Source organism: Pseudomonas sp. IT-P258 (genome assembly GCF_949767825.1).
GTDB classification, from domain to species: Bacteria; Pseudomonadota; Gammaproteobacteria; order Pseudomonadales; family Pseudomonadaceae; genus Aquipseudomonas; species Aquipseudomonas monachiensis.
In genome coordinates this window covers 23,689-48,762 of the sequence record NZ_CATKPU010000025.1, presented here as the reverse complement: position 1 = coordinate 48,762, position 25,074 = coordinate 23,689, and the positions used below count along the sequence as shown (strand labels likewise).

At 61.6% G+C, this 25,074-nt stretch carries 20 protein-coding genes; 14 read left to right on the top strand and 6 right to left on the bottom strand.

All coding sequences use genetic code 11. From position 1 onward, the window contains the following. The first annotated feature begins 87 nt into the window (after nt 1-87). From recC to ACM6G4_RS11655, 6 genes are all read left to right on the top strand, one after another. A complete protein-coding gene (gene recC / locus ACM6G4_RS11680) occupies nt 88-3,537 on the top strand; it encodes an exodeoxyribonuclease V subunit gamma (protein WP_414913722.1) in 3,450 nt (1,149 codons plus the stop codon). Further along, on the top strand, nt 3,537-7,226 hold the full coding sequence (gene recB, locus ACM6G4_RS11675) for an exodeoxyribonuclease V subunit beta (RefSeq protein ID WP_414913721.1): 3,690 nt from the start codon (nt 3,537-3,539) through the stop codon (nt 7,224-7,226). The genes recC and recB overlap by 1 nt, the downstream gene beginning before the upstream one ends. Beyond that, complete coding sequence (gene recD, locus ACM6G4_RS11670) at nt 7,223-9,331, top strand: exodeoxyribonuclease V subunit alpha (RefSeq protein WP_223542311.1); 2,109 nt, start codon at nt 7,223-7,225, stop codon at nt 9,329-9,331. The genes recB and recD overlap by 4 nt, the downstream gene beginning before the upstream one ends. A gap of 119 nt (nt 9,332-9,450) precedes the next feature. Next, entirely contained in the window at nt 9,451-10,026 is a 576-nt protein-coding gene (locus ACM6G4_RS11665; RefSeq protein ID WP_056728113.1) for a YfiR family protein, read from the top strand. Beyond that, the gene (locus ACM6G4_RS11660) at nt 10,023-11,291 is read left to right on the top strand and encodes a diguanylate cyclase domain-containing protein (protein WP_409078332.1); all 1,269 of its coding nucleotides are present in this window, start codon (nt 10,023-10,025) and stop codon (nt 11,289-11,291) included. Before ACM6G4_RS11665 ends, ACM6G4_RS11660 begins: the two co-directional genes overlap by 4 nt. 44 nt (nt 11,292-11,335) lie before the next feature. Then, nucleotides 11,336-11,797: an OmpA family protein gene (locus ACM6G4_RS11655; protein ID WP_263291790.1), complete on the top strand. Its 462-nt coding sequence runs from the start codon at nt 11,336-11,338 to the stop codon at nt 11,795-11,797. Here ACM6G4_RS11655 and ACM6G4_RS11650 read toward each other — a convergent pair. Further along, nucleotides 11,794-12,741 (bottom strand): LysR family transcriptional regulator, encoded by a 948-nt coding sequence (locus ACM6G4_RS11650; RefSeq protein WP_095942484.1) that lies wholly within the window; start codon nt 12,739-12,741, stop codon nt 11,794-11,796. The genes ACM6G4_RS11655 and ACM6G4_RS11650 overlap by 4 nt on opposite strands. A gap of 163 nt (nt 12,742-12,904) precedes the next feature. On the opposite strand from ACM6G4_RS11650, the gene ACM6G4_RS11645 reads away from it, so the two are divergent. Both ACM6G4_RS11645 and mmsB read left to right on the top strand, forming a co-directional pair. Then, nucleotides 12,905-14,431, top strand: a complete 1,527-nt coding sequence (locus tag ACM6G4_RS11645; RefSeq protein ID WP_056728124.1) for a CoA-acylating methylmalonate-semialdehyde dehydrogenase — start codon at nt 12,905-12,907, stop codon at nt 14,429-14,431. Nucleotides 14,432-14,441: 10 nt separating this feature from the next. Further along, nucleotides 14,442-15,329 carry a 3-hydroxyisobutyrate dehydrogenase gene (mmsB, locus tag ACM6G4_RS11640; protein ID WP_056728126.1) on the top strand — a complete coding sequence of 296 codons (888 nt, stop codon included), beginning with the start codon at nt 14,442-14,444 and terminating at the stop codon, nt 15,327-15,329. Between the two features lie 138 nt (nt 15,330-15,467). On the opposite strand, the gene ACM6G4_RS11635 is transcribed toward mmsB, so the two are convergent. The 4 genes from ACM6G4_RS11635 to ACM6G4_RS11620 form a co-directional block, all read right to left on the bottom strand. Then, the gene (locus ACM6G4_RS11635; RefSeq protein ID WP_046038617.1) at nt 15,468-15,812 is read right to left on the bottom strand and encodes a cupin domain-containing protein; all 345 of its coding nucleotides are present in this window, start codon (nt 15,810-15,812) and stop codon (nt 15,468-15,470) included. A gap of 106 nt (nt 15,813-15,918) precedes the next feature. Beyond that, complete coding sequence (locus ACM6G4_RS11630; RefSeq protein WP_056728128.1) at nt 15,919-16,290, bottom strand: MerR family transcriptional regulator; 372 nt, start codon at nt 16,288-16,290, stop codon at nt 15,919-15,921. 49 nt (nt 16,291-16,339) lie between these two features. Next, entirely contained in the window at nt 16,340-16,918 is a 579-nt protein-coding gene (locus ACM6G4_RS11625) for an NAD(P)H-dependent oxidoreductase (protein ID WP_414913720.1), read from the bottom strand. Between the two features lie 42 nt (nt 16,919-16,960). Beyond that, nucleotides 16,961-17,845: a LysR family transcriptional regulator gene (locus tag ACM6G4_RS11620; protein ID WP_414913719.1), complete on the bottom strand. Its 885-nt coding sequence runs from the start codon at nt 17,843-17,845 to the stop codon at nt 16,961-16,963. A 226-nt stretch (nt 17,846-18,071) separates the two neighbouring features. On the opposite strand from ACM6G4_RS11620, the gene ACM6G4_RS11615 reads away from it, so the two are divergent. After that, nucleotides 18,072-18,836: a sulfite exporter TauE/SafE family protein gene (locus ACM6G4_RS11615; RefSeq protein WP_414913723.1), complete on the top strand. Its 765-nt coding sequence runs from the start codon at nt 18,072-18,074 to the stop codon at nt 18,834-18,836. Here ACM6G4_RS11615 and ACM6G4_RS11610 read toward each other — a convergent pair. After that, the gene (locus tag ACM6G4_RS11610; RefSeq protein WP_056728136.1) at nt 18,826-19,140 is read right to left on the bottom strand and encodes a putative quinol monooxygenase; all 315 of its coding nucleotides are present in this window, start codon (nt 19,138-19,140) and stop codon (nt 18,826-18,828) included. The two genes, ACM6G4_RS11615 and ACM6G4_RS11610, sit on opposite strands and share 11 nt — an antisense overlap. Before the next feature lie 165 nt (nt 19,141-19,305). Here ACM6G4_RS11610 and ACM6G4_RS11605 point away from each other — a divergent pair, with 165 nt between their 5' ends. From ACM6G4_RS11605 to ACM6G4_RS11585, 5 genes are all read left to right on the top strand, one after another. After that, nucleotides 19,306-19,896: an NAD(P)H-dependent oxidoreductase gene (locus tag ACM6G4_RS11605; protein ID WP_414913718.1), complete on the top strand. Its 591-nt coding sequence runs from the start codon at nt 19,306-19,308 to the stop codon at nt 19,894-19,896. A 142-nt stretch (nt 19,897-20,038) separates the two neighbouring features. Continuing rightward, entirely contained in the window at nt 20,039-20,950 is a 912-nt protein-coding gene (locus ACM6G4_RS11600; protein WP_414913717.1) for a LysR family transcriptional regulator, read from the top strand. A gap of 103 nt (nt 20,951-21,053) precedes the next feature. After that, entirely contained in the window at nt 21,054-21,947 is an 894-nt protein-coding gene (locus tag ACM6G4_RS11595; protein WP_414913716.1) for an NAD-dependent epimerase/dehydratase family protein, read from the top strand. A 137-nt stretch (nt 21,948-22,084) separates the two neighbouring features. Next, entirely contained in the window at nt 22,085-23,530 is a 1,446-nt protein-coding gene (locus ACM6G4_RS11590; protein ID WP_414913715.1) for a SulP family inorganic anion transporter, read from the top strand. Nucleotides 23,531-23,715: 185 nt separating this feature from the next. Beyond that, the gene (locus tag ACM6G4_RS11585; protein ID WP_056728145.1) at nt 23,716-25,065 is read left to right on the top strand and encodes a gluconate:H+ symporter; all 1,350 of its coding nucleotides are present in this window, start codon (nt 23,716-23,718) and stop codon (nt 25,063-25,065) included. The last annotated feature ends 9 nt before the right edge of the window (nt 25,066-25,074 follow it).

Below are 25,074 nucleotides of genomic sequence, written 5' to 3'. Positions count from 1 at the left end.
AGCAACAACGAGCAGGTTCACGCTGTCACCGTCTCCCGACAATGCTAAGGTTCGCCCCTGGCGTTTGTATTTTCCAAGGAAGCCTTTATGCCGGACGCGACGTCCCTCAGTGCTGGTTTTATGGTGGTTCACGGCAACCGCCTGGACGAATTGCGCAGCCTGGTGGTCAGCTGGATGCGGCGCTACCCGCTGGCTCCCCTGGAGAATGAAATCGCGTTGGTGCAAAGCAATGGCATTGCCCAATGGCTGAAGCTGGCACTGGCGGAAGATGCTGAAGACGACGACATGGGAGGCTGCGGAATCGCTGCCGCCATCGACGTGCAGTTGCCCGGCAGCTTCATGTGGCAGCTCTATCGCATGGTCCTTGGCCGCGACGAAATCCCGGTCAATTCCCTGCTCGATAAAGCCCCGCTGACCTGGCGTCTGATGCGCCTGCTGCCGCAGTTGATCAACCAGCCGCACTTCGAGCCGCTGCAACGTTTCCTGACCCACGACACCGATCTGCGCAAACGTTATCAATTGGCTGAACGTCTGGCGGATCTGTTCGACCAATACCAGGTGTACCGAGCTGACTGGCTCGAAGACTGGGCGCAAGGTCGACATCAAACACGAAACGCCAGGGGCGAAACCAAACCCCTGACCCCGGCCAATTGCTGGCAGGCTGAGCTATGGCGCGCCCTCTTGCTGGACGTGGGAGAAGAAGGCATGGCGCAAAGCCGTGCCGGCGTCCATCAGCGATTTGTCGAGCGCATCAATAACCTCGAAACAGCTCCCAAGGGATTACCCTCGCGAGTGATCGTTTTCGGGATTTCTTCGCTGCCTGCCCAAGCCCTGGAAGCACTGGCGGGACTGGCGCGATTCAGTCAGGTCCTGCTGTGCGTACACAACCCCTGTCGTCACCATTGGGCGGACATCGTCGCCGATAAAGACCTGCTGCGCCATCAATACAAGCGTCAGGCCCGCAAGAGCGGCATGCCGGTAGTCATCGATCCGCAAACCCTCCACCAACATGCTCACCCGCTGTTGGCCGCCTGGGGCAAGCAGGGGCGGGACTACATCAACCTGCTCGACAGTTATGACGATCCCAGCAGCTATCGTTCGGCATTCCGCGACGGGCGCATCGACCTGTTCAGTGATGGTCTGCCGCTGAACGTGCTCAACCAGTTGCAGGACGACATCCTCGAGTTGCGTCCCCTCAACGAGACTCGGGAGCATTGGCCGGCCATCGATCTTGAACAGGACGAATCGATCCGTTTTCACATCGCCCATAGCGCCCAGCGAGAAGTCGAGATCCTCCACGATCAGCTGCTAGCACGTTTCAGCTCCGACCCGACATTGCGGCCCAGGGACATCATCGTGATGGTCCCGGACATCGACAGCTACGCACCGCATATTCGTGCCGTGTTTGGTCAGCTTGACCGCCAGGATCCACGCTTCATTCCGTTTACCCTGGCTGACCAGGGCCAGCGTGGTCGCGATCCATTGCTGATTGCTGTCGAGCACCTGCTCAAGCTGCCCGACAGCCGATTCCCCGTCAGTGAAATTCTCGATCTGCTGGACGTCCCCGCGCTGCGCGCTCGTTTTGGCGTCGAGGAGCGTGACCTGCCGACGCTGCACCGCTGGATCGAAGGTGCCGGCATTCGCTGGGGGATGAATGCCGAGCAACGTGCCGGGCTTGGGCTGCCGCATGAACTGGAGCAAAACAGCTGGCGTTTCGGCTTGCGACGGATGTTGCTCGGTTATGCCGTTGGCAGCGCCGATGCTTATGAGGGTATCGAACCCTACGACGAGATCGGTGGTCTGGACGCTGCGCTCATCGGTCCGCTGGTTGCATTGCTGGACGCGCTGGAAGTGGCTCACCACGAACTCTCTCAGCCTGCATCGCCGGGGCAATGGGGCTTGCGCTTGCAGGCTTTGGTGCAGTTGTTCTTCCTTGCCGGTAACGAACACGATGACTACTTGCTGGCCCAGCTCGAAGAACTGCGCGAGACCTGGCTCGAGACCTGCGAGTCAGTCGGGTTGCAGGACGAGTTGCCGCTGACCGTCGTCCGCGAAGCCTGGCTTGCAGGTCTGGATCAGGGCCGTTTGTCCCAACGTTTTCTGGCCGGTGCGGTCAACTTCTGCACCTTGATGCCCATGCGCGCCATCCCGTTCAAACTGGTGTGCCTGCTGGGCATGAATGACGGCGATTATCCGCGCGCGCAACCGCCGCTGGATTTCGACCTGATGGGCAGTGATTACCGTCCGGGTGACCGCTCCCGGCGCGAAGACGACCGCTACCTGCTACTGGAAGCCTTGCTGTCGGCAAGGGACCAGCTCTACATCAGTTGGGTGGGCCGCAGCATTCGCGATAACAGCGAGCGGCCTGCGTCGGTATTGATCGGCCAGTTGCGTGACCACTTGGCCAGCGGTTGGCGATTGCTGCAAGGCGACGAGGATCTGCTGGAAGCCATGACCCGGGAACACCCGTTGCAACCCTTCAGTGCTCGCTACTTTCACGACGGTGATGAGTCGTTCAGCTACGCCAGCGAATGGCAGGTGCTTCATCAGGCGGCAGAGCAGCAGGCAAGCGCCGAAGTGCTCGCGCCCCACGTCCAGGACGAACCTCTGAGTCTCGGTCAGGTGCAGGACTTCCTGCGCAATCCGGTACGGCACTTTTTCAGCCAGCGGCTGAAGGTCTTCTTCGAGGCGGCAGAAGTGCCATTGGCCGATGAAGAGCCCTTTGTCCTGGATGCGTTGCAGCGTTACAGCCTCAGTGACCGTTTGCTCGAAGCGGCGCTGGCAGATCCTGGAAATTCCGGGCAGGCACTGCAGGATCAGGCGAAACGTTTGCAGAACAGCGGGCTGCTGCCCATGGCCGGATTCGGTGAGTGCCTGCAACGCGAATTGATCGAGCCATTGCCTGACTTGCTGCAACGCCACCAACAGCTCCTGGCGTTGTGGCCAACCCCCCTCAGCAGCGCGTTGGCCGTCAGTCTTGAACTGCAGGGCCTGCACATCGAGGGCTGGCTCAGCGGTCTGCATCAGCGTGCTGATGGTGGTTTGTTGTCTGTCACAACGATCCCCAACAGTATCGGCTCGATCAAGTCGCGCAAATGGCATCGTCTGACCCGCCCCTGGGTCAATCATCTGATGGCGTGTGCCAGTGGCATGGCCTTGACCACCGCATTGGTGGCCAGCGATGACAGTCTGTTGCTCGGTCCGATGGAGCAGTCCACGGCGCGGACAATTCTCGGTGACCTGTTGATGGCCTGGCAGTCGGGTATGCGCCAGCCTCTGCCGATCGCGGTCAAGACGGCCTTCGCGTGGCTGGGGCAAACCGACCCGGTCAAAGCCCAAGCCGCTGCGCGCAAGGCCTATGAAGGGGATGGGCAGACGACGGACGGAGAGCGTCGCGAAAGCCCGGCACTCGCGCGCCAATTCGCCGATTACGATGCCTTGGTCGCCGACGAGACGTTCCCCCAGTGGTGTGACGCGCTCTATCGCCCGCTTCTTGAAGCACCCTGGCGTTCACTGTCCAGCGAGGAGTCGCGCTGATGAGCACGAAGACACCGCTGGCCCTGGCATTCCCGCTGCGCGGCAGCCAACTGATCGAAGCCAGCGCCGGGACCGGCAAGACGTTCACCATTTCCGCGTTGTACCTGCGCCTGGTGCTGGGCAATGGCGGGGAGGACAGTGGTTTCGGACGAGAACTGTTGCCGCCGCAGATCCTCGTCGTGACCTTCACCGACGCCGCGACCAAAGAGCTGCGCGAACGCATCCGCACGCGGCTCGCCGAGGCCGCACGCTATTTCCGCGATGAAACCCCGGCCCCCGACAGCCTGATTGCCGAGTTGCGTGATCAGTACCTGCCCGAGCAATGGCCCGGCTGCGCAAACCGCCTGGATATCGCCGCCCAGTGGATGGACGAGGCAGCGGTGTCGACCATCCACAGTTGGTGCCAGCGTATGTTGCGCGAGCACGCATTCGACAGCGGCAGCCTGTTTACCCAGACCCTGGAAACCGACCACAGCGACTTGCTGGGGGAGGTCCTGCGCGATTACTGGCGGCTGTTCTGTTACCCGATGCAAGGTGACGCCTTGAATTGGGTGCGCGGTAATTGGGGCGGGCCGGCGGCGCTGCTGCCGCGGATTCGTGCGCTGTTCGCCAGCGAGCGGGATGCGCATGAAGGGAAAGAACCCGCCGAAGTGATTTCGCAATGCCTGCAAGAACGACGGGCGGCCCTGATCGAACTCAAGAAACCCTGGCTGCAGTGGGCGGACGAGTTGCTTGTCATCTGTCACCAGGGCGTTGCCACCAAGGCTGTCGACGGTCGCAAGATGCAGGCACGCTATTTCGAGCCCTGGTTTGAAAAGATCAAAGCCTGGGCCGAAGACGAATCCCTCGAGCAACTGGATATCGGCACCGGTTTCACTCGCCTGACCCCGGACGGCATGGCTGAAGCCTGGAAGGGTGAGGCGCCTCGACATCCGGGGCTCGATGCGATGGCCGGCCTCAAGGCCTGTCTCGATGGGCTGCCAACGCCTGATGCCGCCGTACTGCAACACGCGGCCCGCTGGGTCGGGGCGCGATTCGAGGAAGAGAAGCGCCGCCGCGCGGAAATGGGTTTCGACGACATGTTGCTGCGCCTTGATGCGGCCTTGCAGTCCGATGGCGGCGAACGCCTGGCAACCCTGATTCGTGAACAGTTTCCGGTCGCCCTGATCGATGAGTTCCAGGACACCGACCCGGTGCAATACCGAATCTTCGAGAGCATCTATCGCATTGAAGAGAACAGCCCCGAGTGTGGCCTGTTCCTGATCGGCGACCCGAAACAGGCGATCTACGCTTTTCGCGGTGCGGACATCCATACCTACCTGCGCGCCCGCCAGGCCACCACCGGCCGCCTGCACACCCTGGGCACCAACTTCCGCTCAAGCCATGGCATGGTCAACGCGGTGAACCATGTGTTCGAGCGCGCCGAGGCACGGGAGTCGGGCCGCGGCGCTTTCCTCTTCCGACAGAAGAATGGCGACAACCCGGTTCCTTTCACGCCGGTTGCCTCCCAGGGTCGCAAAGAAGTCTTGCGCATCAATGACCAGGCAATCCCGGCCTTGAACATCTGGCACTTGCCGGCCGAACAACCGTTGTCCGGTGCGGTGTACCGGCAACACCTGGCGGCTGCCTGCGCCAGTGAAATCACGGCGTTGCTCAATGGCGGGCAGCACGGGCATGCGGGGTTCTCCCAGGACGGCAAGGCCTTCAGGGGCCTGCTGCCGGCGGACATCGCCATCCTGGTACGCGATGGCAAGGAGGCGCAGGCGGTTCGTGCGCAATTGGCCGCCCGTGGCGTGCGCAGTGTTTACCTGTCGGACAAGGACTCGGTGTTCGCCGCCCAGGAGGCGCATGACGTGCTGACCTGGCTCAAGGCCTGCGCCGAGCCGGATGTCGAGCGACCGCTGCGGGCCGCGTTGGCCAGCATCACGTTGAACCTTTCGCTGACTGAGCTGGAGCGGCTGAATCAGGACGAGTTGGCCTGGGAATCCCGGGTCATGCAGTTCCGTGGCTATCGCGAAGTATGGCGCAAGCAGGGCGTACTGCCGATGCTGCGACGCCTGCTGCACGACTTCCGCCTGCCCCAGGCGCTGATCGCCCGCAGTGACGGCGAACGCGTGTTGACCAACCTTCTGCACCTTTTCGAACTGCTGCAACAAGCCGCCGCGGAGCTTGATGGCGAGCAAGCCCTGATCCGGCATTTGTCCGAGCATCTGGCGTTGTCCGGGCAGGCTGGCGAAGAGCAGATCCTGCGTCTGGAAAGTGATGAGCAATTGGTCAAGGTCGTGACCATTCACAAGTCCAAGGGCCTTGAATACCCCTTGGTGTTTCTGCCGTTCATTTGCTCGGCGAAACCGGTGGATGGCAGCCGCCTGCCGTTGCACTACCACGATGAATCCGGCAATGCCCAGGTCACGTTGAAACCGACGGCAGAATTGATTGCCCTGGCTGACGATGAGCGTCTGGCCGAGGATCTGCGCTTGCTCTATGTCGCCCTGACCCGGGCGCAACACGCCTGCTGGCTGGGGGTGGCCGACCTCAAGCGCGGCAACAACAATGGCTCGGTGCTGCATCTGTCGGCATTGGGTTATCTGCTGGGCGGCGGTGCGCCTTTGGCCGATTCCCCGGCGTTGCAGCTTTGGTTGCGGGACCTGCAACAGGACTGCCCGGCGCTGGCGTATGCCGAGATGCCTGAAGCGACAGCGGAGCATTACCAGCCACCGCAAAACGACGCAGCACTGCTGGTTCCGCTGGTTCCGAAACGCAAGGCCAGTGAAAACTGGTGGATCGCTTCCTACAGCGCGTTGCGCATTGGCGACACCCTGAGTGTCGGCACGGACGAGGCGCCGGAGAGCCCGCAGGCGCAAAAACTGTTCGACGACGAGCGCCTCGACCCGCAGGCCCCCAGGGAAGTGGTGGCCGGTGGCGGCGATATCCATCGCTTCCCGCGCGGCCCGAACCCTGGCACTTTCCTCCATGGCTTGCTCGAATGGGCGGGGGGCGAAGGTTTTGCTGCGGCACCACAGGAGGTGATCGACGCCATTGCCCGTCGCTGCAACCGTCGAGGCTGGGAGGGCTGGATCAGCACGTTGAGTGACTGGTTGCAGCATCTGCTCAAGTCGCCGTTGCAACTGGGCGGCGGACAGGCACCGGTGATATTTGGCCAGTTGACGCAGTACCAGGTCGAGATGGAGTTCTGGTTCGCCAGCCATAAGGTCGATGTGCTCAAGCTCGATGCGCTGGTGTGCCAATACACCGATAACGGCGTGGCCCGGGTGGCCGCGGAACCGGTGTTGCTCAACGGCATGTTCAAGGGCTTTATCGACCTGACGTTCGAACATGACGGCCGCTACTACGTGGCCGACTACAAATCCAACTGGCTCGGCGTCGATGATGCGGCCTACACCGCGCAGGCCATGGAGCAATCGATTCTCGACAACCGTTATGACCTGCAATACGTGTTGTACCTGTTGGCCCTGCACCGCCAACTCAAGGCGCGGCTCGCCGATTACGACTACGACCGGCATGTCGGCGGTGCGTTGTACCTGTTTTTGCGCGGTACGCGCGCGGCCAGCCAGGGGGTGTTTTTCGCCCGGCCGCCAAGAGAGCTGATCGAACGCCTGGACAGGCTGTTCCAGGGCAAGCCAGAACCCAAGGCCGAGCCCGCCTGGGAACAGGGAGTACTGTTATGAGTCGCACATTCGCCGATTTGTTGCCCACATCGCTGGCAGCCGAAAGCCTGGCCGATCTGGTGCCGCTGAGGCGTGCCGACGACTTGCTGTTATTGCTCACGCGTTGGGTCGAGCGTGGCTGGTTGCGCGCGCTGGACAAAGCCTTTGTGGCGTTTCTGCATGAGCTGGCCCCAGAGGATGATCCGCTGGTGTTGCTGGCAGCCGCGTTGACCAGCCACCAGTTGGGCCACGGGCATGTCTGCCTCGACCTGTTCGAGACGCTGAAAGAACCGGACTTCGCCCTGTCGCTGCCACCCGAAGGTGACGTGCAAGGCGGCGCGATGCTGCTGCCCTCGCAATTGCTGGGATCGCTGGACGGCGCTCATTGGTGCAAGGTGCTGGCCGCCAGCAACCTGGTCGCACTGGCCGCTGACAGTCGTGACAACGTGCGCGACCGGCCTTTGGTGTTATCGGGCAAACGCTTGTACCTGCGCCGCTATTGGGCCTACGAGCGGCGGATCGACGTTTCCTTGCGCGAGCGTCTGACGGAACACGAATCCACGCCGAGCGACCTGCTCCAGCGCCTCACCGGTTTGTTTGGTCCAGCCCGGCCGGGTGAAGTGATCGACTGGCAGAAGCTGGCCTGCGCCCTGGCGACGCGCAGTGCCTTCAGCATCGTCACGGGGGGGCCGGGAACCGGCAAGACCACCACCGTCGTACGCTTGCTGGCGTTGCTCCAGGCGCCGGCGGTCGAGGCCGGCATGCCCCTGCGCATTCGCCTCGCCGCGCCTACCGGCAAGGCCGCGGCGCGTCTGACCGAATCCATCAGCCAGCAGGTCCGGACCTTGAAGGTCACGGAGGACGTTCGGGAAAAGATCCCCTCCGACGTCACCACCGTTCACCGCCTGCTCGGCAGCCGGCCCGGGACTCGTCATTTCCGGCATCACGCGGGCAATCGCCTGCCGCTGGATGTGTTGGTGGTGGACGAGGCCTCGATGATCGACCTGGAAATGATGGCCAACCTGCTCGATGCCTTGCCGCCCCATGCGCGCCTCGTGCTGTTGGGGGACAAGGACCAATTGGCGTCGGTAGAGGCCGGTGCGGTATTGGGGGATCTGTGTCGCGACGCGGAGGCTGGCTGGTACAGCCCGCAGACACGCCGGTGGCTGGAAGCCGTCAGTGGCGAAAACCTGCAGGCCAGCGGATTGCAGGAGGATGCGCAGGGCACTCATCCATTGGCTCAACAGGTCGTGATGTTGCGCCATTCCCGGCGATTCGGTGAAGGCAGTGGCATTGGCCAACTGGCTCGCTGGGTCAACCAGCAGCAACCCGATGAAGCCCGCAAGTTGTTGTCGGCGCGAAGCCATGACGATGTGCATTGCCTGTCCCTCAAGGGGGAGCAGGATCGGGCCCTGGAACGCTTGCTTCTCGACGGCCACGGTGAGGGGCCGCAGGGTTATCGACATTACCTGAGCGTGCTGCGCAATCAGCGACCGCCACTGGACAGCCCGCTGGAAGATTCACGCTGGATTGATTGGGCTCGACAAGTGTTGCAGGCCTTTGACGCATTCCAGTTGTTATGTGCCGTGCGCAAGGGGCCATGGGGTGTCGAGGGCTTGAACCAGCGGGTGACGGAGGCATTGCTCAGGGCGCGCCTGATCGACAGCGACCAGCAGTGGTACGAAGGTCGCCCTGTGCTGATGACCCGCAACGATTACGGGCTGGGGTTGATGAACGGCGATATCGGTATCGCCCTCAAGCTCCCGGAACAGGAAGGCCAGGGGACTGGAAGGCAGGTTCTGCGTGTGGCATTCCCACGCAATGATGGCCAGGGTGGCGTGCGATTTGTCCTGCCCAGCCGCCTGAATGATGTCGAAACCGTGTACGCCATGACCGTGCATAAATCCCAGGGCTCGGAGTTCGCGCATACCGCGTTGATTCTTCCCGATGCCTTGAATCCGGTACTCACCAAGGAATTGATCTACACCGGCATTACCCGGGCCAAGGACTGGTTCACCTTGATCGAGTCCCGTGCGGGGGTGTTTGAAGAGGCGGTGAAACGCCGGGTCAAACGCTTGAGCGGGCTGATGCTGGAGCTCAAGGACGGCAGCGAGCCGACAGGCTGAAAGGTCAGTAACAGGCTGTAGGAAAATGTCCGAGGCTGCGTAGTACGTGGCCTCGCTGGCATTTCCTCGCTGTGCTATCGTTGCGGCATCATTTCGCTACGGTCAAAGAGTATCCCTGCATGAAGGTGGCTGTCAGGACGACAGAGTGCGTCGTTGGCTGTAGAAAAGCGCTGCTTGCCATCCTTCTTTGTCTGCTGGCCAGCGTCGTTTTCGCTCAATCGCAAGCCCCGGTGGGCATGGCGGACCAACGTGCCAAAGCGGTTACCCAGGTAGTCCTCGGAATCCTCAGCTATGCCCGCTGGCCCGTCGAGCCTTTGCTGCTGCGCTTGTGCCTGGTCGGCCCTACCGAATACACCGACGACCTGGTCAAAGGCACGACCCAGGCGACCGGTCGACCTGTCGCGGTGCAGCGTTTGTTGGCCGACAACCCTTCGATTGTCAGTGACTGCGATGCGGTTTATATCGGCAAGCTGACCGGCGTAGAACGCAGCCGATTGTTTGCCGCGTTGATCGGGCATCCGGTGTTGAGCATCAGTGAGAGCGACGAGCAATGCACCGTCGGCAGTCTGTTTTGCTTGCGGGTCAGCGACGAGCAGGTGTCGTTCGAGGTCAATCTCGACTCTGTCGCCCGCAGCGGCGTACGCATTCATCCGAGCGTGCTGCAACTGTCCCGTCGCAAACCGGCGGCGCCATGAAAATACTGAAACGGGGCAATCGCCCGACTTTGCATTCGGTCATCGGTCGCGGCAACCTGCTCGTTGCGCTGGTAGGCGTCGCCATGGCCAGTGTTTCACTGACGTTGCTCGGTGTGCTGGCCTTGCGCGTGTACGCCGACAACAACCTGCACCTGATCGCCCGCTCGATCAGCTACACCGTGGAAGCCGCGGTGGTGTTCGACGACAAAACCGCCACCACCGAAGCGCTGGCGCTGATTGCCTCCAACGAAGAGGTGGCCGACGCCCAGGTGTTCGACCAGCAGGGCCAGTTGCTGGCCCGCTGGCAACGACCGGAAACCGGTTGGGTGTCCGATCTCGAATTGCACATCGCCAAAGCGTTTCTGGAAGAACCCATGAGCATGCCGATCCTCCATCAAGGGCGGGAAGTCGGCAGCATCAGGCTCACCGGTCATGGCGCCAGCCTGATGCGCTTTTTGCTCAGCGGTCTGGTGGGCATCATCTTGTGCACGGCCATCAGCGCCTGGGTTGCACTCTTTTTGGCGCGCCGACAACTTCGCGGGATCATCAAGCCCCTGCGCAACCTGGCCGCCGTCGCCCACGCCGCGCGCATTGACCGCGCCTTTGACAAGCGCGTGCCGCCCGCCGACATTGCCGAACTGGATAATTTCGGCAACGACTTCAATGCCCTGCTCGATGAGCTCGAAGCCTGGCAGTCGCACCTGCAAAGCGAAAACGAATCCCTGGCTCACCAGGCCAACCACGACAGCCTTACCGGATTGCCCAATCGGGCGTTTTTCGAAGGTCGCCTGATGCGCGCACTGCGCAGCGCCAACAAGCTCGGCGAGCGAGTGGCGGTGCTGTTTCTCGACAGCGATCGCTTCAAGGAGATCAACGACAGTTTCGGCCATGCGGCGGGCGATGCGGTGTTAGTGGCCGTGGCCAATCGGGTTCGGGCGCAACTGCGCGAAGGGGACCTGGTGGCGCGCTTGGGTGGCGATGAATTTGCCGTGCTGCTGACGCCACTGCACAAGACCGAAGACGCCGAACGGATTGCCGACAAGATTCTGGCCAGCATGGACATGCCGATTCCATTGCCGGGCAGTACCCAGGTACTGACCTCCCTCAGTATCGGCGTCGCGGTGTACCCGGATCATGGCGCAACGCCGGGTGCCCTGCTCAACGCCGCCGATGGCGCGATGTACCAGGCCAAGCGCCTGTCCCGAGGCGCACAGTACACGGCAGGGTCGGAGCACCCTGCCGCCGATGTTCAAAACAGGAGCTGATTTACGTGTTCACTTTCAACCCGCGTTCCCTGCGTTTTTTCACCATGACCCTGCTCGTGGCCTTGCTGGGCCTGGCCGGTTGCCAAACCACTCCCAAAGGCCTGACCCCGGCGCAAATCGCCGTGCTGAAACAGCAGGGGTTCGAGCTGACAGACGATGGCTGGGCCTTTGGCTTGTCCGGCAAGGTCCTGTTTGGCAGTGACGACGACAGCCTGAACAAGCAGAGCACCGACATCGTCGAACGCATCGGCAAGGCGTTGTTGGGGGTGGGTATCGAGCGGGTACGGGTCGATGGCCACACCGATGCATCGGGCAAAGAGGCGTACAACGAGCAACTGTCCATGCGCCGGGCGAAAAGCGTGGCCAAGGTGCTCAACACCGTCGGCATGAAACAGGAAAATATCCAGCTGCGTGGCCTGGGCAGCAGCGTGCCGGTGGCCAGCAACAGCACATCCAGTGGCCGCACCGAAAATCGCCGGGTGGCGATTGTGGTCAGCTCCGACTAATCGGCAAATAGCATCTCCCGACTTTCCCCCATCAACAGCCCCTGATTCTGCTCAGTCACCTGGCGGATGTAATCCCACAACAGGGTGATCCGCTTGAGCTTGCGCAGGTCTTCGCGGCAGTACATCCAGAACTGCCGAGTGATATTGATTTCCTGTGGCAACACCGGCAGCAGGCGCGGGTCCTGGGTGGCGAGGAAGCATGGCAGGATCGCCAGTGAGCGTCCTTGCTGCGCGGCCACGAACTGTGCGATCACGCTGGTGCTGCGCAGGTTGGCGCTGGCGCCGGGCAATACGTTGGCCAGGTACAACAGCTCCGAGCTGAACGCCAGGTCGTCGACGTAACTGATAAACGAATGCTTGGCCAAATCGGCTGGTTTGCGGATCGGCGGGTGGTTGTCCAGATAGTCCTGGGTCGCGTACAGCTGCAATCGGTAGTCGCACAGTTTGCAGCAGACGTACGGGCCATGCTCCGGGCGCTCCAGGGCGATGACGATGTCGGCCTCGCGCTTGGACAGGCTGATGAAGTGCGGCAGCGGCAGGATGTCCACCGAGATCGCCGGGTAGGTGTCGACGAAGTGGCTCAACTGCGGTGTGATGAAAAAACTGCCGAAGCCTTCGGTGCAACCCATGCGCACGTGACCGGACAGCGCCACGCCAGACCCGGAAACCTGCTCGCACGCCATGTGCAAGGTACTTTCGATCGACTCGGCATACCCCATCAACCGCTGGCCTTCGGCGGTCAGGACAAAGCCGTTGGTCCGGGATTTTTCGAACAGCAAGGTGCCCAGTGCGGTTTCCAGGGAGCTGATGCGTCGCGACACCGTGGTGTAGTCCACCGCCAGGCGCTTGGCCGCGGTGCTGGCCTTGCGGGTGCGGGCGACTTCGAGGAAAAACTTGAGGTCATCCCAGTTCAGCGAACCGAGGGAGGTGATGTTTTTTTGCATGTTGGACCGGTTTTTATGTGCGTTCTTATCAGAAGTTTGCACATCTATACTCCAAAAACAGTCCGACAACCAATTCGCGACACATGGCTCATCTCAGGGCGACTATCTCGCCCCGGCTCCCAAGATAGCTCTCAATAAAAAAAGCAAACATCCGGAGACCCACATGAACGTATCGCTCACGCCCACCGACACCACCGTACAAAAGGTCAAATTGTTGATCGACGGCGAGTGGGTCGAATCCAAGACTACCGAATGGCACGACATCATCAACCCGGCGACCCAGCAAGTGCTGGCCAAAGTGCCGTTTGCCACCGCTGAAGAAGTCGACGCGGCCATCAGCGCGGCCCATCGTGCCTTCCAGACCTGGAAGCTGACCCCGATCGGCGCCCGCATGCGCATCATGCTCAAGCTCCAGGCGCTGATTCGCGAACACTCCAAGCGCATCGCCGCGGTCCTCAGCGCCGAGCAGGGCAAGACCATTGCCGATGCCGAAGGCGATATTTTCCGTGGCCTGGAAGTGGTCGAGCACGCTTGCTCCATTGGCAGTCTGCAAATGGGCGAGTTCGCTGAAAACGTCGCCGGTGGCGTCGACACCTACACCCTGCGCCAGCCAATCGGCGTGTGCGCCGGCATTACCCCGTTCAACTTCCCGGCGATGATTCCGCTGTGGATGTTCCCGATGGCCATCGCCTGCGGCAACACCTTCGTGCTCAAACCGTCCGAACAGGACCCGATGTCGACCATGCTTCTGGTGGAGCTGGCGATCGAGGCGGGCATTCCGGCCGGTGTGCTCAACGTCGTGCATGGCGGTAAGGACGTGGTGGACGGGCTCTGCACCCACAAGGACATCAAGGCGGTTTCCTTCGTCGGTTCAACTGCCGTTGGTACCCATGTGTATGACCTGGCAGGCAAACACGGCAAGCGCGTGCAGTCGATGATGGGCGCGAAGAACCACGCCGTGGTGCTGCCGGACGCCAATCGCGAACAAGCGCTGAATGCGCTGGTGGGTGCCGGTTTCGGTGCCGCGGGTCAACGCTGCATGGCCACCTCGGTGGTGGTGCTGGTGGGCGCGGCCAAGCAATGGCTGCCGGATCTCAAGGCGCTGGCGCAGAAGCTCAAGGTCAATGCCGGCAGCGAGCCGGGCACTGATGTGGGCCCGGTGATCTCGAAAAAAGCCAAGGCGCGGATTCTCGACCTGATCGAAAGCGGCATCAAGGAAGGCGCGAAACTGGAGCTGGACGGTCGCGAGATCACGGTTCCCGGCTACGAGAAGGGCAACTTTGTCGGCCCGACCCTGTTCTCCGGCGTGACCACCGACATGCAGATCTACACCCAGGAAATCTTCGGCCCGGTGCTGGTGGTGCTGGAGGTCAATACGCTCGACGAGGCCATCGCCCTGGTCAATGCCAACCCGTTTGGTAACGGCACGGGCCTGTTCACCCAGAGCGGCGCGGCGGCACGTAAATTCCAGAACGAAATCGACGTCGGCCAGGTCGGCATCAACATCCCGATTCCGGTGCCGGTCCCGTTCTTCAGCTTCACCGGTTCGCGCGGTTCCAAACTCGGCGACCTCGGCCCGTACGGCAAGCAAGTGGTGCAGTTCTACACTCAGACCAAGACCGTCACCAGTCGCTGGTTCGATGACGACAGCGTCAACGACGGTGTGAACACCACCATCAACCTGCGATAAGGAGCCGGACATGAAAATCGCTTTTATCGGTCTGGGCAACATGGGCGCGCCAATGGCGCGCAACCTGATCAAGGCCGGCCATGCACTGCGCCTGGTGGACCTGAACAAAGCCGTGCTGGCGGAACTGGAACAACTGGGCGGCAGTATCAGCCCAACGGCCCGCGAAGCTTCAGAAGGCGCCGAACTGGTCATCACCATGCTGCCTGCCGCTGTGCATGTGCGCAGTGTGTGGCTGGGCGAAGACGGCGTGCTCGCCGGTATCGGCAAAGGTGTCCCGGCCGTGGATTGCAGCACCATCGATCCGCAGACCGCGCGGGACGTTGCCGCCGCCGCTGCCAAACAGGGCGTGGCCATGGCCGATGCGCCGGTTTCTGGCGGCACCGGTGGTGCAGCCGCCGGGACGCTGACCTTTATGGTCGGCGCCACGCCTGAGCTGTTCGCCACCCTGCAACCGGTACTGGCGCAAATGGGCCGCAATATCGTCCATTGTGGTGAGGTCGGCACCGGGCAAATCGCTAAAATCTGCAACAACCTGTTGTTGGGGATTTCCATGGTCGGCGTCAGCGAAGCCATGGCGCTTGGCGATGCATTGGGCATCGACACCAAGGTGCTGGCGGGCATCATCAACAGTTCCACCGGGCGTTGCTGGAGCTCGGAGATGTACAACCCGTGGCCGGGCATCGTCGAAACGGCGCCGGCGTCGCGCGGCTATACCGGTGGTTTCGGTGCCGAACTGATGCTCAAGGATCTGGGGCTGGCCACTGAGGCTGCGCGTCAGGCGCACCAGCCGGTGGTTCTCGGCGCGGTGGCCCAGCAGTTGTATCAGGCGATGAGTTTGCGCGGGGAGGGTGGACAGGACTTCTCGGCGATCATCAACGGCTATCGCAAGCCGCAATAAGGGATATTTCCGGGAATCCGCGTCGGGTGGATTCCCGGTTTTTTAATTTGGCAAGAAAAGATCGCAGCCTTCGGCAGCTCCTACAGGGGAATGTATACACCCCGTAGGAGCTGCCGAAGGCTGCGATCTTTTGCTTTGTCAGGCAAACACGAAATATTTGCGCACGGTTTCCACCACTTCCCAGGTGCCTTTCATCCCCGGTTCAACGACGAAAATGTCGCCGGCGCGCAGGTGGATCGGCGCCATGCCTTCCGGGGTGATGATGCAGTAGCCTTCCTGGAAGTGGCAGTACTCCCACTTCACGTATTCCACGTACCACTTGCCCGGCGTGCAGATCCAGGTGCCCATGATCTTGCTGCCGTCTTCACTGGTGTAGGCATTGAGGTTGACGGTGTGCGGGTCGCCTTCGAGTTTTTCCCATTTGCAGGCGTCGAGTACGGGCAGCGGGTGGGTGTCGCGAAGAACGGTAATCGGTGCGGTCATGATGACTCCGGGCAGTGGGCTCAAGAACTGAAGTCGCACCCTATAGCGCCTGCCCAACCCTCAGTTGTCTGTGCTCGACACTGAGCTGTCCAGAAACGCACGTTCTTCAATTCCGGTTCAGTGGGCAGTCGAGCCTGGATTGTTCGAGGCTGTTCTCGAATTCGACCAATTGCGCGTGCTGTTGCGACAGCGCCGCTATCCGCTCGGCGATTTCCTGCTTTTTGCTGGCGAGGACCTGGTGTGCCCGCTCCCATGGCAACTGCGGGCCCTGATGGCCGGCGAAGACCGACTGCAATTCCTTGAGCCTGAAGCCCAACTGTTGTGCACATTTGATGAACATCAGCAGATCGACGCTGTGCTGGTCATAGATGCGGTACTTGCCCAAGCGGCGAGCGGCAGGCAACAAGCCAATCGACTCGTAGTGACGGATGCTTTTGACCGTGGTACCGGAACGTTGCGCGGCTTGGCCGATGTACATGGGAAGGTCCTTTTCTCCGAGGATAGAGCTCGGCGCATTATCGACCGACTCAAGCGCTGGCGATAGCTTCGGCTTGCCGCAACCAGGCCGCATGCCGGTCTACGCTGGCGCCGAGAATTGGCCCGAAGGTGAGGGTTCGGGTTGGCTTGATGCCACAGAACTCCAGCGTGGTTTTGCGGACCTGATGCAAACCGGGCATGCGGTAGATCCAGCGGTAGTACCAGGGCGGTGTGTCCATGGTCACCAGCAGGTGGGCGGTTCGGCCGCGCAGGAGTTTGTCGGGGAAAGCTTTGCCCTGGCGATACTTGAAGGCAAAACCCGGCAAGAACACCCGGTCGAAAAAGCCCTTGAGCAAGGCCGGTACGCCACCCCACCAGATCGGATAAACCAGCACCAACAGTTCGGCCCAGAGGATATCGGCCTGGGCGTTACGCAAGTCGGCTTCCAGCGGCTGGACCTGTTGATAGCCTTCGCGCAGCACCGGGTCAAAATCCATGCTGCCCAGAAACAACGGCCGCACTTCATGCCCGGCGCGCATTGCCGACTGTGTGTAACGCTCGGCAAGGGCAGCGCAGAAACTGTTGCCGGACGGATGCCCGAGGATCACCAATATTCGCTTACCCATCATCGCTGTCCTTGAAGATCAAACCTCAAGGATAAAGTCTGCCCCTCAGGGGAGAGTCAAGGCGTGCAGCAGGGCCTTGGCATAGCCGGGTAATACGGCGAAGTCCCGGGCACAGAGCAACAGTTTGCGTTGGCCCCAGGGTTCTTGCAGGGCGAGGCTTTTGAAGGACAGTCCGCCTGACCCGCGTTCGACTGCGGCCAGCGGTACGATTGCCAGTCCCGCCCCTCGGGCGACCATGCGCATCACCCCATCGAAACCATCGGCGCGGATGCGAATCTGCATGCGCAGGCCGGCGTGCAGCGCCTGTTCCTCCAGGTACACCGCCAGGGCGCTATTGGCATTCAGGCTGACGTAGTCGTGATGCAGCGTGTCGGTGAAGCTCACTGAGGTCGCCTGGGCCAGGGGATGTTCCCGGGGCATGATCAGCACCAGCGGATCATCGCGGAACGCTCGCGTCTGCAGGTCCTCGGTGTCCACCGCGTCGGACACGATGCCGAGGTCCGCCGCCCCTTGGCGCAAGGCATGGGTGATGCGGGTGCTGGGCAGTTCCTGCAGGTCGATGTCGAGGTTGGGATGGCTGTGCAGGAAGTCCGCGAGCAACTCTGGCAGGTACTCGGTGATCGCCGTGGTGTTGCACAGCAGTCGCACCTGGCCTTTGACGCCCTGGGCGTATTCGGCCAGTTCCTGTTGCAGGCGTTCGGCCTGTTGCAGCAGGACCCGGGCGTGTCGGGCCAGGGCATTGCCGGCCGGCGTCGGGCTGACTCCACGACGATTGCGCTGCAGAAACTCGACGCCCAGCGACGCCTCCATGGCGCGGATGCGCGCACTGGCTGCCGCGAGGGACAAATGACTGCGTGCGGCGCCGGCGGTGATGTTGCCGGTATCGAGGATGTTCAGATACAGGCGCAGGTCGGTCAGGTCGAAGTGCATTACAACAATCCCGAGTTGAATGTTGTCTGGAAGGGCGCCTTCGCGAGCAAGCCCGCTCCCACAGGGGATCGTATTTCTTCTGCGAGAACTCGGTCCCCTGTGGGAGCGGGCTTGCCCGCGAAGAGGCCAGTCGCTTCAGCGAAATTTTCAGCCTCTGTCAAGGCAAGAGGCAGCCTCAGTATATGGCAGATTTTCAATCAACCCCCGCGGGCCCACCATGGCCCCCATGAATACACTCTCGGCGTTTTATCAGAACCTCGGTTTAGCCCTTTCCATGCTGGTTATCGGCACCTTTGTGCTGGCCGGCATGATCAAGGGCGTGATCGGTCTCGGCCTGCCGACCGTCGCCATGGGTCTGCTCGGTCTGGCTATGGCGCCGACGCAGGCTGCGGCGTTGCTGATCATTCCGGCGACCCTGACCAACGTCTGGCAACTGGCATTCGGCGGGCATCTGTCGGGTCTGGTCAAACGGTTGTGGCCGATGGTGCTGGCGATTTTCATCGGCACCGGGGCGGGCACGCTATGGATCGGCATGAGCGGTGGCCATTGGGTGGTGCGAGGGTTGGGGGCGGCATTATTGCTGTATGCGCTGAGCGGTTTGTTCCTGCCGACTGTGCGCGTAGGGCAGAGCAGCGAACGCTGGCTCGGTCCTCTGTGTGGCGTGCTGACCGGCGTCATCACTTCGGCCACTGGCGTGTTCGTAATTCCGGCGGTGCCTTATCTGCAAGCGCTGGGTTTGAGCAAGGACGAACTGGTACAGGCGCTGGGCCTGTCGTTCACCGTCTCGACCCTGGCCCTGGCCGGTGGATTGCTATGGCGCGGCGCGCTCGGCGGGGGCGAGTTGAGCGCATCGCTGCTGGCGCTGATCCCGGCCATGCTCGGCATGTGGCTGGGGCAATCGCTGCGCCAGCGGATCAGCGCCCTGTGGTTCAAACGCGTATTTTTCGTTGGCCTGGGTTTGCTCGGCGGCCATTTGCTGATCAGCGGCTAGCGGACGACGGGCTGATCATCTCGATGGCACGGATCTCGAAGTCCCGTTCCAGGTATTCATCGCGCTGCGCGAGAAACTGCTTCATGTGCGGCAGGTTCGAGTGCACGTCGAGGTGGGCCTGGGATTGCCAGATCTCGTAGAAGATGAACAGGGTCGGGTCCTGTTTGTCGCGCAACATGTGGTATTCGATGCAACCCGGTTCGGCTCGGCTCGCTTGCACGTAGCCGCTGAAAAACGCTTCGAAGGCGTCGGATTTTTCCGGGCGGGTCTTGGCGTGCAGGATAAAGCCCTGGATTTCACTCATCTACATCTCTCCTCAAGTCAGAATTGGCGCCAGTTTAAGGCAACAATCGCTTATCGATTCGTGCTTGTAGGTCAAATGTATTTTGCCAAATCGACGCTTACTCCGCGCAAGGTCGATCGGTACTCTGCCGCCATCCGATTCCCGACCTTCCCGAGACCACCTCCCATGAAAAAAGTCCTGTTGCTCAATGGCGGCAAAAAATTTGCACACTCCAACGGCCGCTACAACGCCACCCTGCATGAAGCCGCATTGAGCGTGCTGGATCGCGGTGGCATGGATGTGAAAACCACTTTCATCGACGAGGGTTACGACATCGCCGAAGAAGTGGCCAAGTTCCTCTGGGCCGACGTGATCATTTACCAGATGCCAGGCTGGTGGATGGGCGCGCCGTGGACCGTGAAAAAGTACATCGATGAAGTCTTCACCGAGGGCCATGGCAGCCTCTATGCCAGCGACGGTCGCACCCGTTCGGACGCGTCGCAGAAGTACGGCAGCGGCGGCCTGATTCACGGCAAGCAATACATGTTGTCGCTGACCTGGAACGCTCCGCAGCAAGCCTTCGACGACCCGAGCGATTTCTTCGAGGCCAAAGGCGTTGACGCGGTGTACTTCCCGTTCCACAAGGCCAACGAGTTCCTGGGCATGACCGGTTTGCCAACTTTCCTCTGCGTGGACGTGATGAAGCGCCCGAACATCGAAGGCGACGTGGCGCGTTATGAGCAGCATTTGGCTGAGGTGTTTGGCCTGAAGGCATGACGCTCGGCTACTATCCGATGCAACGGCCAGGAAGATCGCAGCCTGCGGCAGCTCCTACGGGTGTACACAAAACCCTGTAGGAGCTGCCGCAGGCTGCGATCTTGGCGATTCTTGCCGCGCCGATTCGCAAACGAGGACACACGTGAAAGCCAGATCCGATGAATTGCAGGTTTTCGTCTGCGTGATTGAATGCGGGTCGATTTCCGCGGCGGCCGAGCAGGTCGGGCAAACGCCTTCGGCAGTCAGTCGTACGCTGTCGCGGCTGGAGGCCAAGCTCGACACCACTTTGATCAATCGCACCACGCGGCGCATGGACCTGACCGAAGAGGGCAAGTACTTCTTCGAGCACGCCAAGCGCATTCTCGATCAGATGGATGAGCTCGAAGAGCGCCTGTCCTCACGCCAGCAAACGCCGTCCGGGCGGCTGCGGATCAACGCAGCATCGCCGTTCATGCTGCACGCCATCGTGCCCTACATCGATGAATTTCGCAGGCTTTACCCCGACATCCAGCTCGAACTCAACAGCAACGATTTGATCATCGACCTGCTGGAGCAAAGCACCGACATCGCCATCCGCATCGGCACCCTGACCGATTCGACGCTGCATGCCCGCTCCCTGGGTTGCAGCCCGCTGCACATCGTCGCCAGCCCGGCCTACCTGGAAAAGCACGGCGCACCGCAAGCCGTGGCTGACCTGGCCAACCATACGCTGCTGGGGTTCACCCAGAACGAAGGCCTCAACCAATGGCCGCTGCGTTATATGCATGGCGATCGCTGGCCGATCCAGGCATCGATCAGCGCCTCCAGCGGCGAGACCATCCGCCATCTCGCACTGGACGGCCAGGGCATCGCCAGCCTGTCGCACTTCATGACCATCGAGGACATTCGTGCCGGACGCTTGAAAGTGTTGCTGGCCGAGTTCAACAGCGGCTATCGCCAGCCGATCAACGCGGTGTACTACCGCAACTCGCAACTGGCCCTGCGGATTCAATGCTTCCTGGACTTTATCCAGGGCAAGTTGGCCGAATATGCGAGTGCAGATTTCAAGGGCTGATTCGTGATTCCTGCGAAAAAGTGAATTGGGTCGGCAGGGATTTTTCCTCCGGGATCGCTGCCGGATACTCCTTGCATCACTTATCCACGCAGGGAGTTTCTCCATGAACGTATTCGTTACCGGTGCCGCCGGTTTTATCGGCGGTTCCATCGCCACGGGCCTGGTCCAGGCCGGCCACAACGTCACCGGTCTGGTGCGCAGCGCCGAACAAGCCGATGAGCTGCGCGCACTGGGCATCACCCCGGTGATCGGCACCCTCGACGACTCCGCCCTGTTGGCCGATCAGGCGCTTGCTGCCGACGCGGTGATCAACGCGGCCAGCAGCGATCATCGTGGCGCGGTGGAGGCCTTGCTCGATGCCTTGCGCGGTTCCGGCAAAGTGTTTTTGCACACCAGCGGTTCGAGCATCGTCGGTGATGCCTCGGGCGGCAAGTCCAGCGACATCCTCTACTACGAAGACAACCTGCCGGAACCGACAGTCGACAAGGCGGCGCGCGTGGCCATCGACAATCTGATCCTGGCGGCGGCCATGGACGGGGTGAACTCGGCGGTGATCTGCAACACGCTGATCTACGGCCACAGCCTGGGCGTGAATCGCGACAGCGTGCAGCTGCCGCGCCTGCTCAAGCAGGCACGCAAAAGCGGGGTGGTGCGCCATGTCGGCACTGGCCGGAACATCTGGTCCAACGTGCACATCGAGGACGTGGTTGCCCTGTACCTGCTGGCGCTGACCAATAACGTGCCGGGCACCTTCTACTTCGTCGAAAGCAGTGAAGCGTCGTTCATCGACATGACCACCGCTATGGCCCAGGCGCTGAACCTGGGCGAACCGCAAGACTGGCCGCTCAAGGACGCCGAAGCCGAGTGGGGCTATGAGATGGCCAACTATGGTTTGGGCTCCAACAGCCGGGTGCGCGGCAAGCATGCGCGGGAATTGCTGGGTTGGGTGCCGAAGCGCACGTCGGTAGTGGAGTGGATTCGCGACGAGATGGTGTGAGTTCGCTTTAGACCGCGTTGTTCCCATCGCGGGCAAGCCCGCGATGGCGTTTTCGAAGTCCCTGCAACTGGCCGCGCCGCCCCCGATTCCGTAACATCCGCACACTCTTTTTCGTCTCTCCCTGTGTGCGGTCTCCAATGAAAGCAAAACGTCTACGCGCCGATGTCCTGGCCGGGCTTACCACTTCCTTCGCCCTGTTGCCCGAGTGCATCGCTTTCGCGCTGGTGGCCCATCTCAATCCACTGATGGGGCTCTATGGCGCGTTCATCATCTGCACCCTGACCGCGCTGTTCGGCGGGCGACCGGGCATGGTGTCCGGCGCGGCCGGCTCGATGGCCGTGGTGATCGTCGCGCTGGTGGTGCAACACGGCGTGCAGTACCTGCTGGCCACGGTGTTGCTGGGCGGGTTGATCATGATGGCGTTCGGACTGCTCAAGCTCGGCAAACTGGTGCGCATGGTGCCGCACCCGGTGATGCTTGGCTTCGTCAACGGCCTGGCGATCATCATTGCCCTGGCACAACTGGAGCACTTCAAGAGCGGTGAGACCTGGTTGAGCGGTACGCCGCTGTACATGATGCTCGGGCTGGTCGCGGTGACGATGACGGTTGTCTATGTGCTGCCGCGCCTGACCCGTACGGTGCCGCCGGCACTGGTGGCGATTCTCGGCGTGGGCCTGGCGGTGTATCTGCTCGGCCTGCCGACCCGCACCCTGGGCGACATGGCGCACATTGCCGGTGGCTTGCCGACGCTGGCGCTGCCGGACATTGCGTGGAACCTCGACACCCTGCGCATCATCGCGCCCTACGCGATCCTGATGGCGCTGGTGGGGTTGCTGGAAACCCTGTTGACCCTGAACCTCACCGACGAAATCACCGAGAGCCGCGGCTATCCGGATCGCGAGTGCGTGGCGCTGGGGGCGGCGAACATCGTGTCCGGTGCGTTCGGCGGCATGGGCGGTTGCGCGATGATTGGCCAGACTATGATCAACCTCAGTTCCGGCGGGCGCGGGCGCTTGTCCGGGATAGTGGCCGGGGTGTCGATCCTGTTGTTCATCCTGTTTCTGTCGCCGCTGATCGAGCGCATTCCATTGGCCGCGTTGGTCGGGGTGATGTTCGTGGTGGCGCAACAGACCTTCGCCTGGGCTTCGCTGCGGGTGATGAACAAGGTCCCGCTGAACGATGCGTTGGTGATCATCGCGGTGACGGTGATTACCGTTTTCACCGATCTGGCCATCGCGGTGCTCTGCGGCATCATCATTGCGGCGCTGAACTTTGCCTGGCAGCAGGCGCGTCAGCTGTATGCCGACAGTCATCTGGAAACTGACGGCAGCAAGCTGTACCGGGTGCATGGCACGCTGTTCTTCGCCTCGACCACACCCTTTCTCAATCAGTTCGATCCGGCCAATGACCCGGCGCAGGTGACACTTGATTGCCAGCACCTGAGTTTTGTCGACTACTCGGCCATCACCGCGCTGGGCACCTTGCGCGAGCGCTACACCAAGGCCGGCAAGCACCTGCGGGTGCTGCATTTGTCCGAACGCTGCAAGAAATTGCTCAAGCGCGCCCGGATGCAACACGACTGAAATCAAACAGGCAGGCGCGATGAAAATCCGCCTGCCTGATTTTCATTATTTGCGACAACTCATACCTCTTTGCGACACGCCTTACCTCTGTACGAAAATTACTTTCACCTCGTTTGAAAATCGCCTGCCGAAATGTTTTAAGAGTTTCACAAATATTTCGACGTGACCCTCTCGAGGAGTACCGCATGACCCTGTCCTTCGGCTATTGGCTGCTGGTGTATGCCGCCATCGCCATCATCGCTCTGATCGTTCTGATCGCCCGCTACCGACTCAACCCGTTCATTGTCATCACCCTGATTTCCATCGGCCTGGCGCTGGTGGCGGGCATGCCGCCGTCCGGTGTGGTGGGGGCGTACGAGGCCGGGGTCGGCAAGACCCTGGGGCACATCGCGCTGGTGGTGGCGCTGGGCACCATGCTCGGCAAAATGATGGCCGAGTCCGGCGGCGCCGAGCAGGTGGCGCGGACCATGATCGACCGTTTCGGCGAGAAGAACGCGCACTGGGCGATGGTGTGCATCGCGTTTCTGGTGGGGCTGCCGCTGTTCTTCGAAGTCGGTTTCGTCTTGCTGGTGCCGATTGCCTTTACCGTGGCGCGGCGGGTGGGCGTCTCGATCCTGATGGTCGGCTTGCCGATGGTCGCCGGGCTGTCGGTGGTGCATGCGCTGGTACCGCCGCACCCGGCGGCGATGCTGGCGGTGCAGGTGTATCAGGCATCGGTGGGGCAGACCTTGATGTACGCGATCCTGATCGGCATTCCAACCGCGATCATCGCCGGTCCCCTGTACGCCAAGTTCATCGTGCCGCGCATTCAGTTGCCGGCGGAAAACCCGCTGGAACGCCAGTTTCTTGAGCGTGAACCGCGGGACAGCCTGCCGGGCTTCGGCATCACCATGGCGACCATCCTGTTGCCGGTGGTGCTGATGCTGATCGGCGGCTGGGCCAACCTGATTTCCACGCCGGGCACCGGTTTCAACCAGTTCCTGCTGTTCATCGGCAACTCGGTGATCGCGCTGTTGCTGGCCACATTGCTGAGTTTCTGGACCCTCGGCCTGGCCCAGGGCTTCAACCGCGAGTCGATCCTCAAGTTCACCAACGAATGCCTGGCGCCGACCGCCAGCATCACGTTGCTGGTGGGCGCCGGCGGTGGCTTGAACCGGATTCTGGTGGACGCCGGCGTCACCGACCAGATCGTCGGCCTGGCCCACGAGTTTCATTTGTCGCCGCTGTTGATGGGCTGGCTGTTTGCCGCGCTGATGCGCATCGCCACCGGTTCTGCCACTGTGGCCATGACCACCGCTTCAGGTGTGGTCGCGCCAGTGGCCATTGGTCTGGGTTATCCCCATCCAGAGCTGCTGGTGCTGGCGACTGGCGCCGGGTCGGTTATCTTTTCCCACGTCAATGACGGCGGTTTCTGGTTGATCAAGGAATACTTCAACATGACCGTTACCCAAACCTTCAAGACCTGGACCGTGCTCGAGACGTTGATCTCGGTCGTTGCCTTCGGCCTGACCGTTGGCCTTTCTTACCTGATTTAGCCGGAGCCA